This is a genomic window from Klebsiella sp. w6, assembly GCF_033100215.1.
Lineage (GTDB): Bacteria > Pseudomonadota > Gammaproteobacteria > Enterobacterales > Enterobacteriaceae > Klebsiella > Klebsiella variicola.
This window is the reverse complement of sequence record NZ_CP136907.1, coordinates 742,264-758,619: the sequence shown is the minus strand read 5'-3', so window position 1 is coordinate 758,619 and position 16,356 is coordinate 742,264. Positions and strand designations below refer to the sequence as shown.

Below are 16,356 nucleotides of genomic sequence, written 5' to 3'. Positions count from 1 at the left end.
AATCCTCTCGTTGATTCATAAAGTTTTGTCGACGTTTATGCGTCGAACCTGAAACCAATAGCCGCCATCGCTAACGTCGTGTCGAGCATTCGGTTAGCAAAGCCCCATTCGTTATCGCACCAGACCAGCGTTTTGATCAGATGCGCGCCACTGACCCGGGTTTGCGTGCCATCAACAATAGCACTGTGCGGATCGTGGTTAAAATCTGTCGAGACCAACGGTAATTCCGTATAGTCAACTATACCATGAAATGCACCTTGTGCTGCTTTTTGCAGCAACTGGTTGACTTCACATGCTTTTACCGGTTTTTTCACCGTCACGCTCAGGTCAATTGCCGTCACGTTTATCGTCGGCACCCGCACGGCAATCGCTTCAAAACGGTCATTAAACTGCGGGAAAATACGGGTGATCCCTGCCGCCAGTTTGGTATCCACCGGAATGATCGACTGGCTGGCCGCGCGGGTACGCCGCAGATCCGGATGGTAGGCGTCAATCACCTGCTGGTCATGCATCGCCGAATGAATGGTGGTGACGGTGCCGGACTCAATGCCATAGGCATCATCGAGCAGTTTAATGATCGGAATAATGCAGTTGGTGGTGCAGGAGGCGTTGGAGACAATGCGGTGCTCGGCGCGGAGCTCATCCTGATTGACGCCATAGACCACCGTCGCGTCGAGATCGTTGCCGCCAGGATGGGAGAAGAGCACTTTCTTCGCGCCAGCCTGCAGATGGGCTTCGCCGTGTTCACGACTCCCATATACGCCGGTACAGTCGAGCACCACGTCTACCGCCAGCTCGCGCCACGGCAGCGCCGCAATGGTCGGCTCGTGTAGCAGGCGGATGGCATCATCGCCAACAAACAGCTGTTCGCGCTCCTGACGGACATCCCAGGCGAAGCGGCCATGGCTGGTATCATATTTCAACAAATGCGCGATCCCTGCCGCATCCGCCAGCTCATTGATTGCCACCACGGTGATTTCCGCACGACGCCCGGACTCATATAGCGCACGAACCACGTTGCGTCCAATACGACCGAAGCCATTAATCGCGATGCGAATGGTCATAGATCTCCTGCAAGGCTGACCCTTTTTTGAGGTGGCTGACAGAGTAATCCAGCAACGCTCTGAGGGGAACCTTACCAGCTGCAAACTGCGACTGATTGATTAATTGTCGAACATTTAAACGACTGAAACGCTTCAGCTAGAATAAGCGAAACAAGGAATAAAAGGAATGTTTGTCCAGCGCAATAAACCAGCTATATGACTTGTGTCACATTTCTTTTGGAATAATTCACAGGGTGGTTACATGTTCGAAGAATAGTGCATACAAAAAGCCGGGTGGCGAGGTAACAGCAAAACGGTAACCCAGGGGTTACCGTTTTTGGTGTTTGCACCCTCTCCTGTGGGGGAGGGTTGGGGTGAGGGCATCAGCCCGCACCGTACCAGCCATTACAGCAGCGCTTTCGCTTTAGCGACCACGTTGTCGACGGTGAAGCCGAACTCTTCGAACAGCTGCTCAGCCGGCGCAGACTCACCGAAGGTGGTCATGCCAACGATAGCGCCGTTCAGGCCAACGTATTTGAACCAGTAGTCCGCGATACCGGCTTCTACCGCGACGCGGGCAGAAACGGCTTTCGGCAGTACGGATTCACGATAAGCGGCATCCTGCTTGTCGAACGCGTCGGTGGACGGCATGGAGACCACGCGCGCCTTCACGCCTTCGGCAGTCAGTTTGTCCCACGCGGCAACCGCCAGCTCTACTTCGGAACCGGTGGCGATGAAGATCAGCTCCGGCTGGCCGGCACAATCTTTCAGCACGTAACCGCCGCGAGCGACGTTTGCCAGCTGCTCTGCGGTACGCTCCTGCTGCGCCAGGTTCTGACGGGAGAGGATCAGCGCGGTCGGGCCGTCCTGACGCTCTACGCCATATTTCCACGCAATCGCGGATTCAACCTGGTCACACGGACGCCAGGTGGACATGTTCGGCGTCACGCGCAGGGAAGCCACCTGCTCTACCGGCTGGTGAGTCGGGCCGTCTTCACCCAGACCGATGGAGTCGTGGGTGTAGACCATCACCTGACGCTGTTTCATCAGCGCGGCCATACGTACCGCATTACGCGCGTATTCCACGAACATCAGGAAGGTGGAGGTGTACGGCAGGAAACCGCCGTGCAGCGCGATACCGTTGGCGATAGCGGTCATACCAAATTCACGCACGCCGTAATGAATGTAGTTACCCGCGGTGTCTTCGTTGATCGGCTTAGAACCAGACCACAGGGTCAGGTTGGACGGCGCCAGGTCAGCGGAGCCGCCGAGGAATTCCGGCAGCAGCGGGCCGAAGGCTTCGATAGCATTCTGCGACGCTTTACGGCTGGCGATTTTCGCCGGGTTAGCCTGCAGCTTCGCGATGAACTCGTTAGCTTTGGCGTCGAAGTCAGACGGCATTTCACCTTTCATACGACGGGTGAATTCGGCCGCTTCCTGCGGGAAGGCTTTCGCGTAGGCAGCAAACTTCTCATTCCACGCCGCTTCTTTCGCCTGGCCGGCTTCTTTGGCATCCCACTGGGCATAGATGTCAGACGGGATGTCAAACGGCGCGTGTTTCCAGCCCAGCGCTTCGCGGGTCAGGGCGATTTCGGCGTCGCCCAGCGGTGCGCCGTGGGAGTCGTGGGTACCGGCTTTGTTCGGCGAACCAAAACCAATGATGGTTTTGCACATCAGCAGGGACGGTTTGTCGGTAACTGCACGCGCTTCTTCTACTGCGCGTTTGATGGCGTCAGCGTCGTGACCGTCAACGCCGCGTACCACGTGCCAGCCGTAGGCTTCAAAGCGTTTCGCGGTATCGTCGGTGAACCAGCCTTCAACGTGGCCGTCGATGGAGATGCCGTTGTCATCATAGAAGGCCACCAGTTTGCCCAGTTTCAGAGTACCGGCCAGGGAGCACACTTCATGAGAAATGCCTTCCATCATGCAGCCGTCGCCCATGAAGGCGTAGGTGTAGTGGTCGACGATATCGTGGCCCGGACGGTTGAACTGCGCCGCCAGAGTTTTCTCGGCAATAGCCATCCCGACCGCGTTAGCGATACCCTGGCCCAGCGGACCGGTGGTGGTTTCCACGCCCGCGGTGTAGCCGACTTCCGGGTGACCCGGGGTTTTGGAGTGCAGCTGGCGGAAGTTTTTCAGCTCTTCAATCGGCAGATCGTAGCCAGTGAGGTGCAGCAGGCTGTAAATCAGCATCGAACCATGGCCATTTGACAACACAAAACGGTCACGGTCAGCCCAGGCCGGATTGTTCGGGTTATGGTTCAGGAAATCACGCCACAGCACTTCGGCAATGTCAGCCATACCCATCGGGGCCCCCGGGTGGCCGGATTTGGCTTTCTGTACAGCGTCCATGCTCAGCGCACGAATAGCGTTAGCAAGCTCTTTACGTGAGGACATTTTGACTCCAGTTCGGACTGTTGAAGGCCATGCCCTTAACGACTTGACGAGAGCGCGTTTTGGGCTACGCCGGAAAAAAGTGTGAACAATGTAACCCAAGCGACAAGTCATGTACATGGAGCATCCTTTTGCCCTTTAAGAAATCTCTGGAACAGGTTGTGCTACCCCGGAATCCGCTCGCCCGCATCCTGCGATACTCTTTATAATTTACGCAGAATACGGTTCCCTGCCGTCGCCGTATTGTCGGATAAACAACCATAAGATTGTGGAAGATAAAAAAATGAAAATTCGCTCAACCGTACTTGCTCTTGGGATCGCAGCAACCCTCACCGGATGTCAGAACATGGACTCCAATGGTCTGCTCAGCTCAGGCGCCGAAGCCTTCCAGGCGTACTCCCTCAGCGACGCGCAGGTGAAAACCTTAAGCGACCAGGCCTGTAAAGAGATGGACGCCAAAGCGAAAATCGCCCCGGCCAGCAGTGAATACAGCCAGCGTTTGAGCAAAATCGCGACCGCGCTGGGCGATAACATCAATGGCCAGCCAGTGAACTACAAGGTCTATGAGACCAAGGATGTGAACGCCTTCGCGATGGCGAACGGCTGCATCCGCGTTTACAGCGGGCTGATGGACCTGATGAACGATAATGAAGTTGAAGCGGTTATCGGCCACGAAATGGGTCACGTTGCGCTGGGCCACGTGAAGAAAGGCATGCAGGTCGCGCTGGGGACCAACGCCGTGCGTGCGGCGGCGGCCTCCGCCGGCGGCATCGTCGGCAGCCTGTCGCAGTCGCAGCTGGGCGATTTAGGCGAAAAACTGGTGAACTCGCAGTTCTCCCAGCGTCAGGAATCGGAAGCGGATGACTACTCTTATGACCTGTTGCGTAAGCGCGGCATCAATCCGTCGGGACTGGCCACCAGCTTCGAAAAACTGGCCAAGCTGGAAGCCGGTCGTCAGAGCTCGATGTTTGACGATCACCCGGCCTCCGAAGCTCGCGCCCAGCATATTCGCGATCGCATGAAAGCCGACGGGATTAAATAATCGACAGCGGGAGGCATTATCGCCTCCCTTTTTTATATCCCTGTAAAAATATTTAGCCGCATGAATTGATAACTTAAGCGCACAAACCGTTAATTATTGCTGCACCTCGTCACAGCCAATTATTTTAAGCGCTGTCACTCAGCAAGATATTATTTGGCAAATAAAAAACAGCGTACACAATCCGCCTTTCAGAACCGCGTTCCTCCAGATAATAAATAGTCCACCCCTCTTCGCCAAACGCAGCCGGCGTGCGCCACACAGCTTGTTTCCTGGCGATACCATTGCTCACACAATGATTGCTTTCGACATTATTTCAGGAGAATATCGCGACTGCAGTGATTCCCTTGAATATATCGACAGACAGAGAAGTGCCTTCAGTGAAAAAAGAATTATCGTTAATCGCACTTGGCATTATTGCCGCCACGCCGACTTTCGCCAGCCAACAATCCGCCAGTCAGGGCTTTATTGACGACAGCCATCTGGATCTCTTTTTGCGTAACGCGTATATCAAACGTGATTATCGCGATGGGTTGCCGGATAAAGCCGAATGGGGCCAGGGGATTATCGCCACCTTCGAATCGGGCTTTACCCAGGGACCGGTCGGCTTTGGCGTGGACGGTATCGCCCAGTATGCGGTGCGCCTTGACGGCGGTCGCGGGCGCAGCGGCGCGGGCGGGATCGACTTTTTCGCCCAGGATGACGACGGCCGCGCGAAATCCGACCTCGCCAAATTCGGCGCTACCGGCAAAATGCGCTTTTCGAATACCGTGCTCAGCTACGGCAGCCAGCGGCCGATGCTGCCCATCGTCTACGCTGACGATTCACGCCTGCTGTACGAGAGCTATACCGGCACCATGCTCACCTCGCGCGAAATCGACGGCCTGGAAATTAACGCCGGTTATCTCACCGACCAGCAGCGCAAAAGCGACGACAGCCATAACAGCGGCCTGAAAAGCCTGACCTTCGGCGGGGCAAGCTACCGGTTCAACGACCAGCTCAGCGGCGCGCTGTACGCGTCACACGTCGAAGATGTGCTGAACAAACAGTATCTTGGCCTGAACTATAAGCAGCCGTTCGCCGCCAACCAACAGCTGGTTCTCGATTTCAACGGCTATAACTCACGCCTGGATCAAGAATATGCCGATGCCAATGACACCGGTCGCAGCAATAGCATCTGGAGCCTGGCCGCCAGCTACATCTGGGATATTCATACCTTTAAAGTCGCTTATCAGCAAAGCAGCGGCAGCACCGGTTACCACTACGGCGGCTACCAGAACCAGGGCGGCGTCGGCGATGGCGGGAACACCATCTGGCTGGCCAACTCCTACTGGTCTGATTTTAACGGGGAAGATGAACGCTCCTGGCAGGCATCGTACGGACTGGATTTTGCCGGGCTGGGATTACCGGGGCTGACCTGGACCACCGCCTATGTGCGCGGTGATAACATTAAAACTTCAGAGACCAGCAACGGCAAAGAACACGAATGGTTCAACCAGGTTCAATACCAGGTACAAAACGGCGTGGCGAAAGATTTGAAATTCAGACTACGCTATTCGGTGCTGCGCGTTTCCAGCAACGCCAGCGACTATAACGTCAGCGGGAATGAAGTCCGGTTCTACGTCGAATATCCGTTTAACGTGTTTTGACGCGATAATGACCCCTCTCCTGCGCGCCGGCCCTCTCCCGGCGCACAGGAGCACTCGCCCGGCGCCTTGATAACCCCTCTGTGCCGCGCGCAACCCTCTCCCGGGAAGGGAGAGGGTCGGGGTTACCCGGCTTATTCGCCCTTCTTCGCCGCCTGGATGTAGAGCATTTCCAGAGCGAGAGTCGCCGCCGCCAGAGCGGTAATTTCGGACTGATCGTAGGCCGGAGCGACTTCCACTACGTCCATCCCCACGATGTTCAGATCCTTCAGGCCACGCACCAGTTTGATCGCCCGGTCTGAGGTCAATCCGCCGATAACCGGGGTCCCGGTGCCTGGCGCAAACGCCGGATCCAGACAGTCGATATCAAAGGTCAGGTACACCGGCATGTCGCCGACGATCTGCTTCACCTGGGCAATGACGTCATCAACGCTGCGGTCGTTAACCTGGCCGGCGTCCAGCACCGTAAAGCCATTATCTTTGTCGAACTCGGTACGGATACCAATCTGCACGGAGTGGTTCGGATCGATAAGCCCTTCGTTCGGCGCGGTGTAGAACATGGTGCCGTGGTCGAACTCGCAGCCGTTGGCGTAAGTGTCGGTGTGGGCATCGAAGTGCACTAGCGCCATTTTACCGAAGTGCTTAGCGTGGGCGCGCAGCAGCGGCAGGGTAACAAAGTGGTCACCGCCGAAGGAGAGCATGCGCTTGCCTGCCGCCAGCAGCTTCTCGGCGTGGGCCTGCAGCTTCTCGCTCATTTCGCGCGCGTCGCCGAAGGCGTACACCAGATCGCCGCAGTCCACCACGTTCAGGCGTTCGCGCATGTCAAAGTTCCACGGGAAACGGTTGTGCTCCCAGGCGAGGTTAGTGGAAACCTGACGGATAGCCGCCGGGCCATGACGGCCACCCGCGCGCCCGGAGGTCGCCATATCGAACGGCACGCCGGTGATGACCCAGTCCGCATCGCTTTCATACGGCATGAAGTTCATTGGCAAACGCAGAAAGCCAAAGGCATTGGATACCAGGGAGTTATCGTATTGATGACCTAAAGTGCTCATGGATATGACCTCTTTTCGCAGTCGTGGAACGTAAAAAATAAGTATAAAAAAACCCCTCCGCGTCGTTAGGCCCGACGAGGAAGGGTTTGATAGATAAATCGCTTATTGGCGTGAATTATCGCCGGTAATGCATACGGGTTCAAGTAAGTATCGCATTCCGCCGGATGACGGCTTCGCCTTATCCGGCCTACCTTCGCAGGCCCGGTAAGCGCTACGCCACCGGGCATCATTGGTTACTCGTCTTCCAGATAAGTATAGCCGTACAGTCCCGCCTCAAACTCTTCGAGGAACTGCTGCTGCAGCGCGTCGTCCAGGCCGGTATTTTTCACCTGATCGCGGAACTGGGTCAGCAGCGTGTTCGGATCCAGCTGCACATACTGCAGCATATCCGCCACGGTATCGCCCTCGTCGGACAGCTCAACCTCAACGCTGCCGTCAGGGAAGACGAACACGTCCACCGCCTCGGTATCGCCAAACAGGTTATGCATGTTGCCAAGGATCTCCTGATAGGCGCCGACCATAAAGAAGCCCAGCATCGGCGGGTTCTCCGGGTCGTACTCCGGCATCGGCATGGTGGTGGCGATCCCGTCGCCGTCCACGTAGTGATCGATGGCGCCATCGGAGTCGCAGGTGATGTCCAGCAGCACCGCACGGCGCTCCGGCGACTTGTTCAGCCCTTCCAGCGGCATCACCGGGAACAGCTGATCGATCCCCCAGGCATCCGGCATCGACTGGAACAGCGAGAAGTTGACGTAGATTTTATCCGCCATCCGCTCCTGCAGCTCATCGATGATGGGACGATGCGCGCGGTTGCTCGGGTCGAGCTGCTTCTGCACTTCATGACACATGTTCAGATACAGCTGCTCGGCCCAGGCGCGCTCCTGCAGGTTGAAGGTGCCAGAGGAGTAGCCGATATGGATATCGTGCAGGTCCATCTGGCTGTCGTGCAGCCATTCGCGCAGCGAGCGGCGGTTGCCGGTCTCGTGCATCTCCAGCCAGGTTTCCCACATGCTCTGTAGCGGACGCGCGGCGTCTTCCGCCGGCGGGGTCGCCTCAGTGTATTCGTTACGCTCCACGCCGATGATGTTGGAAACCAGCACGGTATGGTGCGCGGTCACCGCGCGGCCGGATTCGGTGATCACCGTCGGGTGCGGCAGGCCGTTCTCTTCGCAGGCATCGCCGATCGCCCAGATGATGTTGTTGGCGTATTCGTTCAGACCGTAGTTCACCGAGCAGTCAGACTGCGAGCGGGTCCCTTCATAGTCCACGCCCAGACCGCCGCCGACGTCAAAGCACTGAATGTTGACGCCCAGCTTATGCAGTTCGACGTAGAAACGCGCGGATTCACGCACGCCGGTGGCGATATCGCGAATATTGGCCATCTGCGAACCGAGGTGGAAGTGCAGCAGTTGCAGGCTCTCAAGGTGCCCTGCGGCACGCAGGATCTCGACCAGCTGTAGTACCTGGGTCGCCGCGAGGCCAAACTTGGACTTCTCTCCGCCGGAGGATTGCCATTTGCCGGAGCCCTGCGAGGCCAGACGCGCACGCACGCCAAGGCGCGGCACCACGTTCAGGCGCTCGGCCTCTTCCAGCACGATGGCGATCTCGGACATCTTCTCGATGACCAGATAGACCTTGTGGCCCATCTTCTCGCCCACCAGCGCCAGGCGGATATATTCGCGGTCTTTATAGCCGTTACAGACGATGACGCTGCGGGTCATCCCGGCGTGCGCCAGCACGGCCATCAGTTCGGCTTTCGAACCGGCTTCCAGTCCCAGCGGCTCGCCGGAATGGATCAGCGATTCAATCACGCGACGGTGCTGGTTAACCTTAATCGGGTAGACAAGGAAGTAATCGCCATTATAACCGTACGATTCACGCGCGCGTTTGAAGGCGGCGTTGATCGAGCGCAAGCGGTGCTGCAGGATCTGCGGGAAGCAGAACAGCGCCGGCAAACGTTGCCCTTGCGCCTCGCGGGCTTTGACTAATTCCGCGAGGTCCACGCGCGCTTCCGGGACGTCCGGATCCGGGCAAACGCTGATGTGGCCCAGTTCGTTGACGTCATAATAGTTATTGCCCCACCAGGCAATATTATAAGTACGCAGCATCTTGCTGGCTTCCTGGGAGCTCATCGCTACCTCCTGCATGGAACGTAGTACACCGTGTTCGCCTGCTGACGAAGGCGAAACCATAGACATGTCGTCAGACATAGCGAACCTCAATTTTTAATAATAAGTGTAAGACAGTTAACTACTATCGCAGTCCAAAGATGCGATAACAACCCATGAACAGTCCTAAAGCCCAGCACTATCTGCTGGTTTTGCGACTGCGCGACCGGTTTCTTATTCATATCATCGTAAAACACGTAGCCGAACAGAGTATGACAGTCCGGAGAAACCACGAGAAAACTCTTGCCAGGCAAGAGCGCCCTTGTTCAGTTTTCTGACGACCGACCGGCCCTGGAATCCTGAGAAGCGCCGAGATGGGGTGAACATCGGCTGGTTTGCATGAGAGAGATGCAGGTTGCGGAGTGCTGACGCGCGACAGAACGACGCGACGAATCAAGCGAAAAACGTTGGTTCATTATCTGGTATCACCTCCACACCGCCCTGCGACAGGGTCGGCGACAAGCCAAAGCTATACATACCGGGCAACAGGCGCTACGCCGCTGCGAGATTCTGTAAATACAGACTGCTTAACCCGGCTGGAAGTGGCACCACAGGGCGATGCCCCGTGCGCTTTTTTAATGAGCCGCGCGCGGCGTTTTATACCGAGAAGCAGGGTAAAAAGCAAAATAAAAATGTGTGCGTTTGCGTGGTTGTCAGGAAAATTTGCCAGGCGGGTTTTCCCATAAATGCGACCGCCATCAAAAAAGGCTGGAAATGGGCTCAAGAATTGACCTAAAATAGCCATCCAGAAGTTAATCCGTCTATACTGATTAACACTCAGACTGCTCGTGTCGCTACCTGCGCGGCTTTGCGCTGATTATCCACCAAAGCCACATTACACAACAGTATGAGCTATCCGAATCGTCCACAGGTGAAATAAAATATGGCAAAACACCTTTTTACGTCTGAGTCCGTATCAGAAGGGCATCCTGACAAAATTGCTGACCAAATCTCTGATGCCGTGCTGGATGCGATCCTCGAGCAGGATCCGAAAGCGCGTGTCGCATGTGAAACCTATGTCAAAACCGGCATGGTGCTGGTAGGCGGCGAAATCACCACCAGCGCATGGGTTGATATCGAAGAGATCACCCGCAACACCGTCCGCGAAATTGGCTACGTGCATTCCGATATGGGCTTTGACGCCAACTCGTGTGCCGTTCTGAGCGCCATTGGTAAACAGTCTCCGGACATCAACCAGGGCGTCGACCGTGCCGACCCGCTGGAACAGGGCGCAGGCGACCAGGGTTTGATGTTTGGCTATGCGACCAACGAAACCGACGTGCTGATGCCGGCGCCGGTGACCTATGCTCACCGTCTGGTGCAGCGCCAGGCTGAAGTGCGTAAAAACGGCACCCTGCCGTGGCTGCGTCCGGATGCGAAAAGCCAGGTGACCTTCCAGTATGACGACGGCAAAATCGTCGGCATCGATGCGGTGGTTCTGTCCACGCAGCACGCGGAAGACATCGATCAGAAATCCCTGCAGGAAGCGGTGATGGAAGAGATCATCAAGCCGACCCTGCCGACCGAATGGCTGAACGCTTCGACCAAATTCTTCATCAACCCGACCGGACGTTTCGTTATCGGCGGCCCGATGGGCGACTGCGGTCTGACCGGTCGTAAGATCATCGTTGATACCTACGGCGGCATGGCTCGTCACGGCGGCGGCGCGTTCTCCGGTAAAGATCCATCTAAAGTTGACCGTTCCGCAGCCTACGCGGCGCGCTATGTGGCGAAAAACATCGTTGCCGCTGGCCTGGCCGATCGTTGTGAAATTCAGGTCTCCTACGCTATCGGCGTCGCTGAACCGACGTCGATCATGGTGGAAACTTTTGGCACCGAGAAAGTGCCTTCTGAACAGCTGACCCTGCTGGTGCGCGAGTTCTTCGACCTGCGTCCGTACGGCCTGATTCAGATGCTGGACCTGCTGCACCCGATCTACAAAGAAACCGCGGCTTACGGTCACTTTGGTCGCGAGCATTTCCCATGGGAAAAAACCGACAAAGCGGCTCTGCTGCGCGAAGCGGCCGGTCTGAAATAACCCCTGCTTCCTCTCTTCAAGGCCAGCCTCGCGCTGGCCTTTTTGTTTCCGTCTCCCTCCCCTCTGCGCCTCGCTTCAGCGGAACGCGGTAACGCGATGAAAGCGATTACATTATGATGACTGCCCCTTTGTTTCCAGAACAGGCATAGCATGCGGGTATTTTTCACAATGTTACATATTGTTTCGGTCAACTCCGATTACCGTTTTTCAAAATGTCGACTATCCTTGTATATACTGCTGATTTAAAAAGCATTTAATGGATTACGTTTCTTTACCTTTGTGTAAACGATTACACAGCCGTGACTATAATCACGTTTTTTTACCGTCGAGTGTCCTACCCTAACCATCGACAGAATCAATAACTCAACTGGAGGGCGTTATGCCTGACAACAAAAAACAAGGGCGTTCGAACAAGACTATGACGTTCTTCGTCTGTTTCCTCGCCGCGCTGGCTGGCCTGCTGTTCGGCCTTGATATCGGTGTTATTGCGGGTGCCTTACCCTTTATTGCCAATGAGTTCCAGATTTCAGCCCACACCCAGGAGTGGGTGGTCAGCTCCATGATGTTCGGGGCTGCCGTCGGTGCGGTCGGCAGCGGCTGGCTCTCCTTCAAACTGGGCCGTAAAAAAAGCCTGATGATCGGCGCCATCCTCTTTGTCGCCGGCTCTCTGTTCTCCGCTGCCGCGCCAAACGTCGAGATCCTGCTGGTTTCCCGCGTGCTGCTGGGCCTGGCGGTGGGCGTCGCGTCATACACGGCTCCGCTGTATCTGTCGGAAATCGCGCCAGAGAAAATTCGCGGCAGTATGATTTCGATGTACCAGCTGATGATCACCATCGGGATCCTCGGCGCCTATCTCTCTGACACCGCTTTCAGCTACAGCGGCGCGTGGCGCTGGATGCTCGGCGTGATCATTATTCCGGCGGTATTGCTGCTGATCGGCGTTATCTTCCTGCCGGACAGCCCGCGCTGGTTCGCCGCCAAACGTCGTTTCGTCGATGCCGAACGCGTGCTGCTGCGCCTGCGCGATACCAGCGCCGAAGCGAAACGTGAGCTCGACGAAATCCGCGAAAGCCTGAAGGTGAAACAGTCCGGCTGGTCGCTGTTCAAAGACAACAGTAACTTCCGCCGCGCGGTGTTCCTCGGTATTCTGCTGCAGGTGATGCAGCAGTTCACCGGCATGAACGTCATCATGTACTACGCACCGAAGATTTTTGAACTGGCGGGCTATGCCAACACCACCGAGCAGATGTGGGGGACGGTGATCGTCGGTCTGACCAACGTGCTGGCCACCTTTATCGCTATCGGTCTGGTCGACCGCTGGGGCCGTAAACCAACGCTGATCCTCGGCTTTATCGTGATGGCCGCGGGCATGGGCGTGCTGGGTAGCATGATGCACATCGGCATTCACTCCTCTACCGCGCAGTACATCGCCGTCCTGATGCTGCTGATGTTCATCGTCGGTTTCGCCATGAGCGCCGGTCCGCTGATTTGGGTACTGTGTTCCGAAATCCAGCCGCTGAAAGGCCGCGACTTCGGCATCACCTGCTCCACAGCGACCAACTGGATTGCCAATATGATTGTCGGCGCCACCTTCCTGACCATGCTCAACTCGCTGGGCAGCGCCAACACCTTCTGGGTGTACGGCGGTCTGAACGTGCTGTTTATCCTACTGACTATCTGGCTGATTCCGGAAACCAAAAACGTCTCGCTGGAACATATTGAACGTAACCTGATGCAGGGTCGTCCGCTGCGTGAAATCGGCGCCCGCGACTAACCCGCCTGAGCTTCCTCCCCTCCCGGGAGGAAGCTTCCTCTTGCTCTCCCCCGCCCGTCGCACTATCCTCTGGCGCTATGAAAACACCCCGTATTCCCATCGCTATTCAGCAGGCCGTGATGCGCAGCCTGCGGGAGCATCTCGCCAAAGCGAACCTCAAACTGGAACGCCGCTACGCTGAGCCGACGCTGGTCTACCAGCAGCGCGGTACCTCCGCCGGCACCGCCTGGCTGGAGAAAAACGAAATTCGTTTAAATCCGGTGCTGCTGCTGGAAAATCAGCAGGAGTTTATCGATGAAGTGGTGCCGCACGAGCTGGCGCACCTGCTGGTCTGGCAGCACTTTGGCCGCGTCGCGCCGCACGGTAAAGAGTGGAAATGGATGATGGAGAACGTCCTTGGCGTTCCCGCGCGTCGCACCCACCGTTTTGAACTCGATTCGGTCCGCCAGAACACCTTCCCCTACCGCTGTCGCTGTCAGCAGCATCAGCTCACCGTCCGTCGCCATAACCGGGTGGTGCGCGGCGAGGCCACCTACCGCTGCGTTCACTGCGGCGATCTGCTGGTGGCTGAAAAATAACCATCAGAATTTATTAGAAACTTTCTGATCTGACTGATTGCATCCAGCACCCTCATTCGCTACGTTGCGGGCTCGTTTTGACACGGAGTTAACGATGTCCCGTATGCATATTTTAGCCGTTGCGGTATTGAGCACGGCAGTCAGTGGCCCGCTCGCGGCCGCCGGTATTAATAGTTTTTCCCAGGCCAAGGCCGCTGGCGTCAAAGTGAACGCCGACGTTCCGGGCGACTTTTATTGCGGCTGTAAAATCGACTGGCAGGGTAAAAAAGGCGTTATCGATCTGGAATCTTGCGGCTATAAAGTGCGTAAAAATGAGAACCGCGCCAGCCGGGTTGAATGGGAACACGTGGTGCCGGCGTGGCAGTTCGGCCATCAGCGCCAGTGCTGGCAGGAAGGCGGGCGGCAAAACTGCGCCAAAGATCCGGAGTACCGCAAGATGGAAAGCGATATGCACAACCTGCAGCCGGCGGTAGGGGAAGTCAATGGCGATCGCGGCAACTTTATGTACAGCCAGTGGAACGGCGGTGAAGGCCAGTACGGCCAGTGCACCATGAAGGTCGATTTTAAAGATAAAGTCGCCGAGCCCCCTGCCCGCGCCCGCGGCGCTATCGCCCGCACCTACTTCTATATGCGCGACCGCTACCATCTGAATCTTTCCCGCCAGCAAACTCAATTGTTTACCGCCTGGGATAAACAGTACCCGGTCACCGCCTGGGAATGTGAGCGCGATGAGCGCATCGCGAAAGTGCAGGGCAACCATAATCCGTATGTCCAGCAGGCTTGCCAGGCGCAAAAGAGCTAACCTACACTAGCGGCAATTGTTAATTTGCAGCCCTGTGCTTCCCGCCCGGTGGCGGGAAGCTGGCATCTGCGCAACGAACGGAATATCAAGCATGCGCATTCCTCGCATCCATCATCCAGAACGCCTCACTGTCGGCAGCCAGATTGCGCTGAGCGATGACGCGGCCAACCACGTCGGTCGCGTCCTGCGCATGACCGCAGGTCAGCACCTACAGCTTTTTGACGGCAGTAACCAGGTATTTGACGCTGTCATCACTGAGGCCGGCAAGAAAAATGTCACGGTTGAAGTGCTCAGCGGCGAACCCGACGATCGTGAATCGCCGCTGCATATTCACTTAGGCCAGGTGATGTCGCGCGGTGAAAAAATGGAATTTACTATCCAGAAATCGATCGAACTCGGGGTAAGCCTCATAACGCCACTGTTTTCCGAGCGCTGCGGCGTTAAACTGGACGCCGAACGTTTGCAGAAGAAGATCCAGCAGTGGCAGAAAATCGCTATTGCCGCCTGCGAACAGAGCGGTCGTAATGTGGTACCGGAAATACGTCCGGCCATGCAGCTGGAAGAGTGGTGCGCCGAGCAGGACAGCGGGATGAAGCTCAACCTGCACCCGCGCGCCAGCGCCAGCATTAATACGCTGCCGCTACCGGTTGAACGCGTCCGTTTGCTGATTGGTCCGGAAGGTGGGCTATCGGCAGAAGAGATAGCGATGACCGCGCAATACCAGTTTACTGATATCCTGTTGGGACCGCGCGTTCTGCGTACAGAGACTACTGCGCTCACCGCCATCACCGCCCTGCAGGTGCGTTTTGGCGACTTAGGTTGAGGCGTTAACGGAGAAGAACCATGATCAAGCTCGGCATCGTGATGGATCCCATCGCAACCATCAACATCAAGAAAGACACCAGCTTCGCTATGTTGCTGGAAGCGCAACGTCGCGGCTATGAACTCCATTATATGGAGATGAACGACCTCTATTTGATCAACGGCGAAGCCCGCGCCCGTACGCGCACGCTGAGCGTCGAACAGAACTACGATAAATGGTATGACTTCACCGGTGAGCAGGATCTGCCGCTGGCCGATCTTGACGTTATTTTGATGCGTAAAGATCCGCCGTTCGATACCGAATTTATTTATGCCACCTACATCCTGGAGCGGGCGGAAGAGAAAGGCACGCTTATCGTCAACAAGCCGCAGAGCCTGCGCGACTGTAACGAGAAGCTGTTCACCGCCTGGTTCTCTGAACTGACGCCGGAAACGCTGGTCACCCGCAATAAAGCCCAGCTGAAAGCCTTCTGGGAAAAACACGGAGATATCATTATGAAGCCGCTCGATGGCATGGGCGGCGCCTCTATTTTCCGCGTCAAAGCCGGCGATCCGAATCTCGGTGTGATCGCCGAGACCCTGACCGAGCTCGGCAGCCGCTACTGCATGGCGCAGAACTATCTGCCCGCGATTAAAGATGGCGACAAGCGCGTGCTGGTGGTGGACGGCGAGCCGGTGCCTTACTGCCTGGCGCGTATTCCGCAGGGTGGCGAGACCCGCGGTAATCTGGCCGCCGGCGGCCGTGGCGAAGCTCGCCCGTTGACCGAAAGCGACTGGGAAATTGCCCGCCGCGTCGGCCCGACGCTGAAAGCCAAAGGTCTTATCTTCGTCGGCCTGGATATCATCGGCGACCGTCTGACGGAAATTAACGTCACCAGCCCCACCTGCGTGCGTGAGATTGAAGCCGCCTTCCCGGATATTTCGATCACCGGCATGCTGATGGACGCTATCGAAAGACGTATCACCAAATAAACACCAGGGCGGATAAACGTCCGCT

At 56.6% G+C, this 16,356-nt stretch carries 14 protein-coding genes; 8 read left to right on the top strand and 6 right to left on the bottom strand.

Translation table 11 applies throughout. From position 1 onward, the window contains the following. Positions 1-35: 35 nt before the first annotated feature. Positions 36-1,064, bottom strand: a complete 1,029-nt coding sequence (gene epd, locus R0140_RS03740; protein ID WP_004205289.1) for an erythrose-4-phosphate dehydrogenase — start codon at positions 1,062-1,064, stop codon at positions 36-38. Positions 1,065-1,448: 384 nt separating this feature from the next. After that, the gene (gene tkt / locus R0140_RS03735) at positions 1,449-3,440 is read right to left on the bottom strand and encodes a transketolase (RefSeq protein ID WP_012540573.1); all 1,992 of its coding nucleotides are present in this window, start codon (positions 3,438-3,440) and stop codon (positions 1,449-1,451) included. A gap of 280 nt (positions 3,441-3,720) precedes the next feature. Here tkt and R0140_RS03730 point away from each other — a divergent pair, with 280 nt between their 5' ends. Continuing rightward, positions 3,721-4,479 carry a metalloprotease LoiP gene (locus R0140_RS03730; RefSeq protein WP_012540572.1) on the top strand — a complete coding sequence of 253 codons (759 nt, stop codon included), beginning with the start codon at positions 3,721-3,723 and terminating at the stop codon, positions 4,477-4,479. Between the two features lie 377 nt (positions 4,480-4,856). Next, a complete protein-coding gene (locus tag R0140_RS03725; RefSeq protein WP_008806455.1) occupies positions 4,857-6,125 on the top strand; it encodes an OprD family outer membrane porin in 1,269 nt (422 codons plus the stop codon). A gap of 131 nt (positions 6,126-6,256) precedes the next feature. Here R0140_RS03725 and speB read toward each other — a convergent pair whose 3' ends face one another. From speB to R0140_RS03705, 4 genes are all read right to left on the bottom strand, one after another. Next, positions 6,257-7,177: an agmatinase gene (gene speB, locus R0140_RS03720; protein WP_002916572.1), complete on the bottom strand. Its 921-nt coding sequence runs from the start codon at positions 7,175-7,177 to the stop codon at positions 6,257-6,259. Between the two features lie 233 nt (positions 7,178-7,410). Beyond that, the gene (speA, locus tag R0140_RS03715) at positions 7,411-9,387 is read right to left on the bottom strand and encodes a biosynthetic arginine decarboxylase (protein WP_008806456.1); all 1,977 of its coding nucleotides are present in this window, start codon (positions 9,385-9,387) and stop codon (positions 7,411-7,413) included. Positions 9,388-9,395: 8 nt separating this feature from the next. Beyond that, positions 9,396-9,527 (bottom strand): acid stress response protein YqgB, encoded by a 132-nt coding sequence (yqgB, locus tag R0140_RS03710; protein ID WP_002916578.1) that lies wholly within the window; start codon positions 9,525-9,527, stop codon positions 9,396-9,398. Between the two features lie 287 nt (positions 9,528-9,814). Then, positions 9,815-10,090: a hypothetical protein gene (locus R0140_RS03705; RefSeq protein ID WP_136027425.1), complete on the bottom strand. Its 276-nt coding sequence runs from the start codon at positions 10,088-10,090 to the stop codon at positions 9,815-9,817. Positions 10,091-10,228: 138 nt separating this feature from the next. On the opposite strand from R0140_RS03705, the gene metK reads away from it, so the two are divergent. The 6 genes from metK (at position 10,229) to gshB (ending at position 16,331) form a co-directional block, all read left to right on the top strand. Then, positions 10,229-11,383, top strand: coding sequence for a methionine adenosyltransferase (gene metK / locus R0140_RS03700; RefSeq protein ID WP_008806457.1), 1,155 nt, complete (start codon positions 10,229-10,231; stop codon positions 11,381-11,383). A gap of 379 nt (positions 11,384-11,762) precedes the next feature. Next, positions 11,763-13,157, top strand: a complete 1,395-nt coding sequence (locus tag R0140_RS03695; RefSeq protein WP_008806458.1) for a sugar porter family MFS transporter — start codon at positions 11,763-11,765, stop codon at positions 13,155-13,157. A gap of 77 nt (positions 13,158-13,234) precedes the next feature. Beyond that, the gene (locus R0140_RS03690) at positions 13,235-13,735 is read left to right on the top strand and encodes a SprT family zinc-dependent metalloprotease (protein ID WP_008806459.1); all 501 of its coding nucleotides are present in this window, start codon (positions 13,235-13,237) and stop codon (positions 13,733-13,735) included. Between the two features lie 94 nt (positions 13,736-13,829). Continuing rightward, positions 13,830-14,537 (top strand): deoxyribonuclease I, encoded by a 708-nt coding sequence (gene endA / locus R0140_RS03685; protein ID WP_012540568.1) that lies wholly within the window; start codon positions 13,830-13,832, stop codon positions 14,535-14,537. Between the two features lie 91 nt (positions 14,538-14,628). Continuing rightward, complete coding sequence (gene rsmE, locus R0140_RS03680) at positions 14,629-15,360, top strand: 16S rRNA (uracil(1498)-N(3))-methyltransferase (protein WP_008806461.1); 732 nt, start codon at positions 14,629-14,631, stop codon at positions 15,358-15,360. A 20-nt stretch (positions 15,361-15,380) separates the two neighbouring features. Next, positions 15,381-16,331 (top strand): glutathione synthase, encoded by a 951-nt coding sequence (gshB, locus tag R0140_RS03675; protein WP_012540567.1) that lies wholly within the window; start codon positions 15,381-15,383, stop codon positions 16,329-16,331. The last annotated feature ends 25 nt before the right edge of the window (positions 16,332-16,356 follow it).

Excerpts from the sequence above, each read along its gene's own strand:
- gshB (WP_012540567.1), top strand. The coding sequence starts at position 15,381 with ATGATCAAGCTCGGCATCGTGATGGATCCCATCGCAACCATCAACATC.
- rsmE (WP_008806461.1), top strand. The coding sequence starts at position 14,629 with ATGCGCATTCCTCGCATCCATCATCCAGAACGCCTCACTGTCGGCAGC.
- speB (WP_002916572.1), bottom strand. The coding sequence starts at position 7,177 with ATGAGCACTTTAGGTCATCAATACGATAACTCCCTGGTATCCAATGCC.
- endA (WP_012540568.1), top strand. The coding sequence starts at position 13,830 with ATGTCCCGTATGCATATTTTAGCCGTTGCGGTATTGAGCACGGCAGTC.
- R0140_RS03705 (WP_136027425.1), bottom strand. The coding sequence starts at position 10,090 with ATGGCTATTTTAGGTCAATTCTTGAGCCCATTTCCAGCCTTTTTTGAT.
- tkt (WP_012540573.1), bottom strand. The coding sequence starts at position 3,440 with ATGTCCTCACGTAAAGAGCTTGCTAACGCTATTCGTGCGCTGAGCATG.
- metK (WP_008806457.1), top strand. The coding sequence starts at position 10,229 with ATGGCAAAACACCTTTTTACGTCTGAGTCCGTATCAGAAGGGCATCCT.
- epd (WP_004205289.1), bottom strand. The coding sequence starts at position 1,064 with ATGACCATTCGCATCGCGATTAATGGCTTCGGTCGTATTGGACGCAAC.
- yqgB (WP_002916578.1), bottom strand. The coding sequence starts at position 9,527 with ATGAATAAGAAACCGGTCGCGCAGTCGCAAAACCAGCAGATAGTGCTG.
- speA (WP_008806456.1), bottom strand. The coding sequence starts at position 9,387 with ATGTCTGACGACATGTCTATGGTTTCGCCTTCGTCAGCAGGCGAACAC.
- R0140_RS03695 (WP_008806458.1), top strand. The coding sequence starts at position 11,763 with ATGCCTGACAACAAAAAACAAGGGCGTTCGAACAAGACTATGACGTTC.
- R0140_RS03690 (WP_008806459.1), top strand. The coding sequence starts at position 13,235 with ATGAAAACACCCCGTATTCCCATCGCTATTCAGCAGGCCGTGATGCGC.
- R0140_RS03730 (WP_012540572.1), top strand. The coding sequence starts at position 3,721 with ATGAAAATTCGCTCAACCGTACTTGCTCTTGGGATCGCAGCAACCCTC.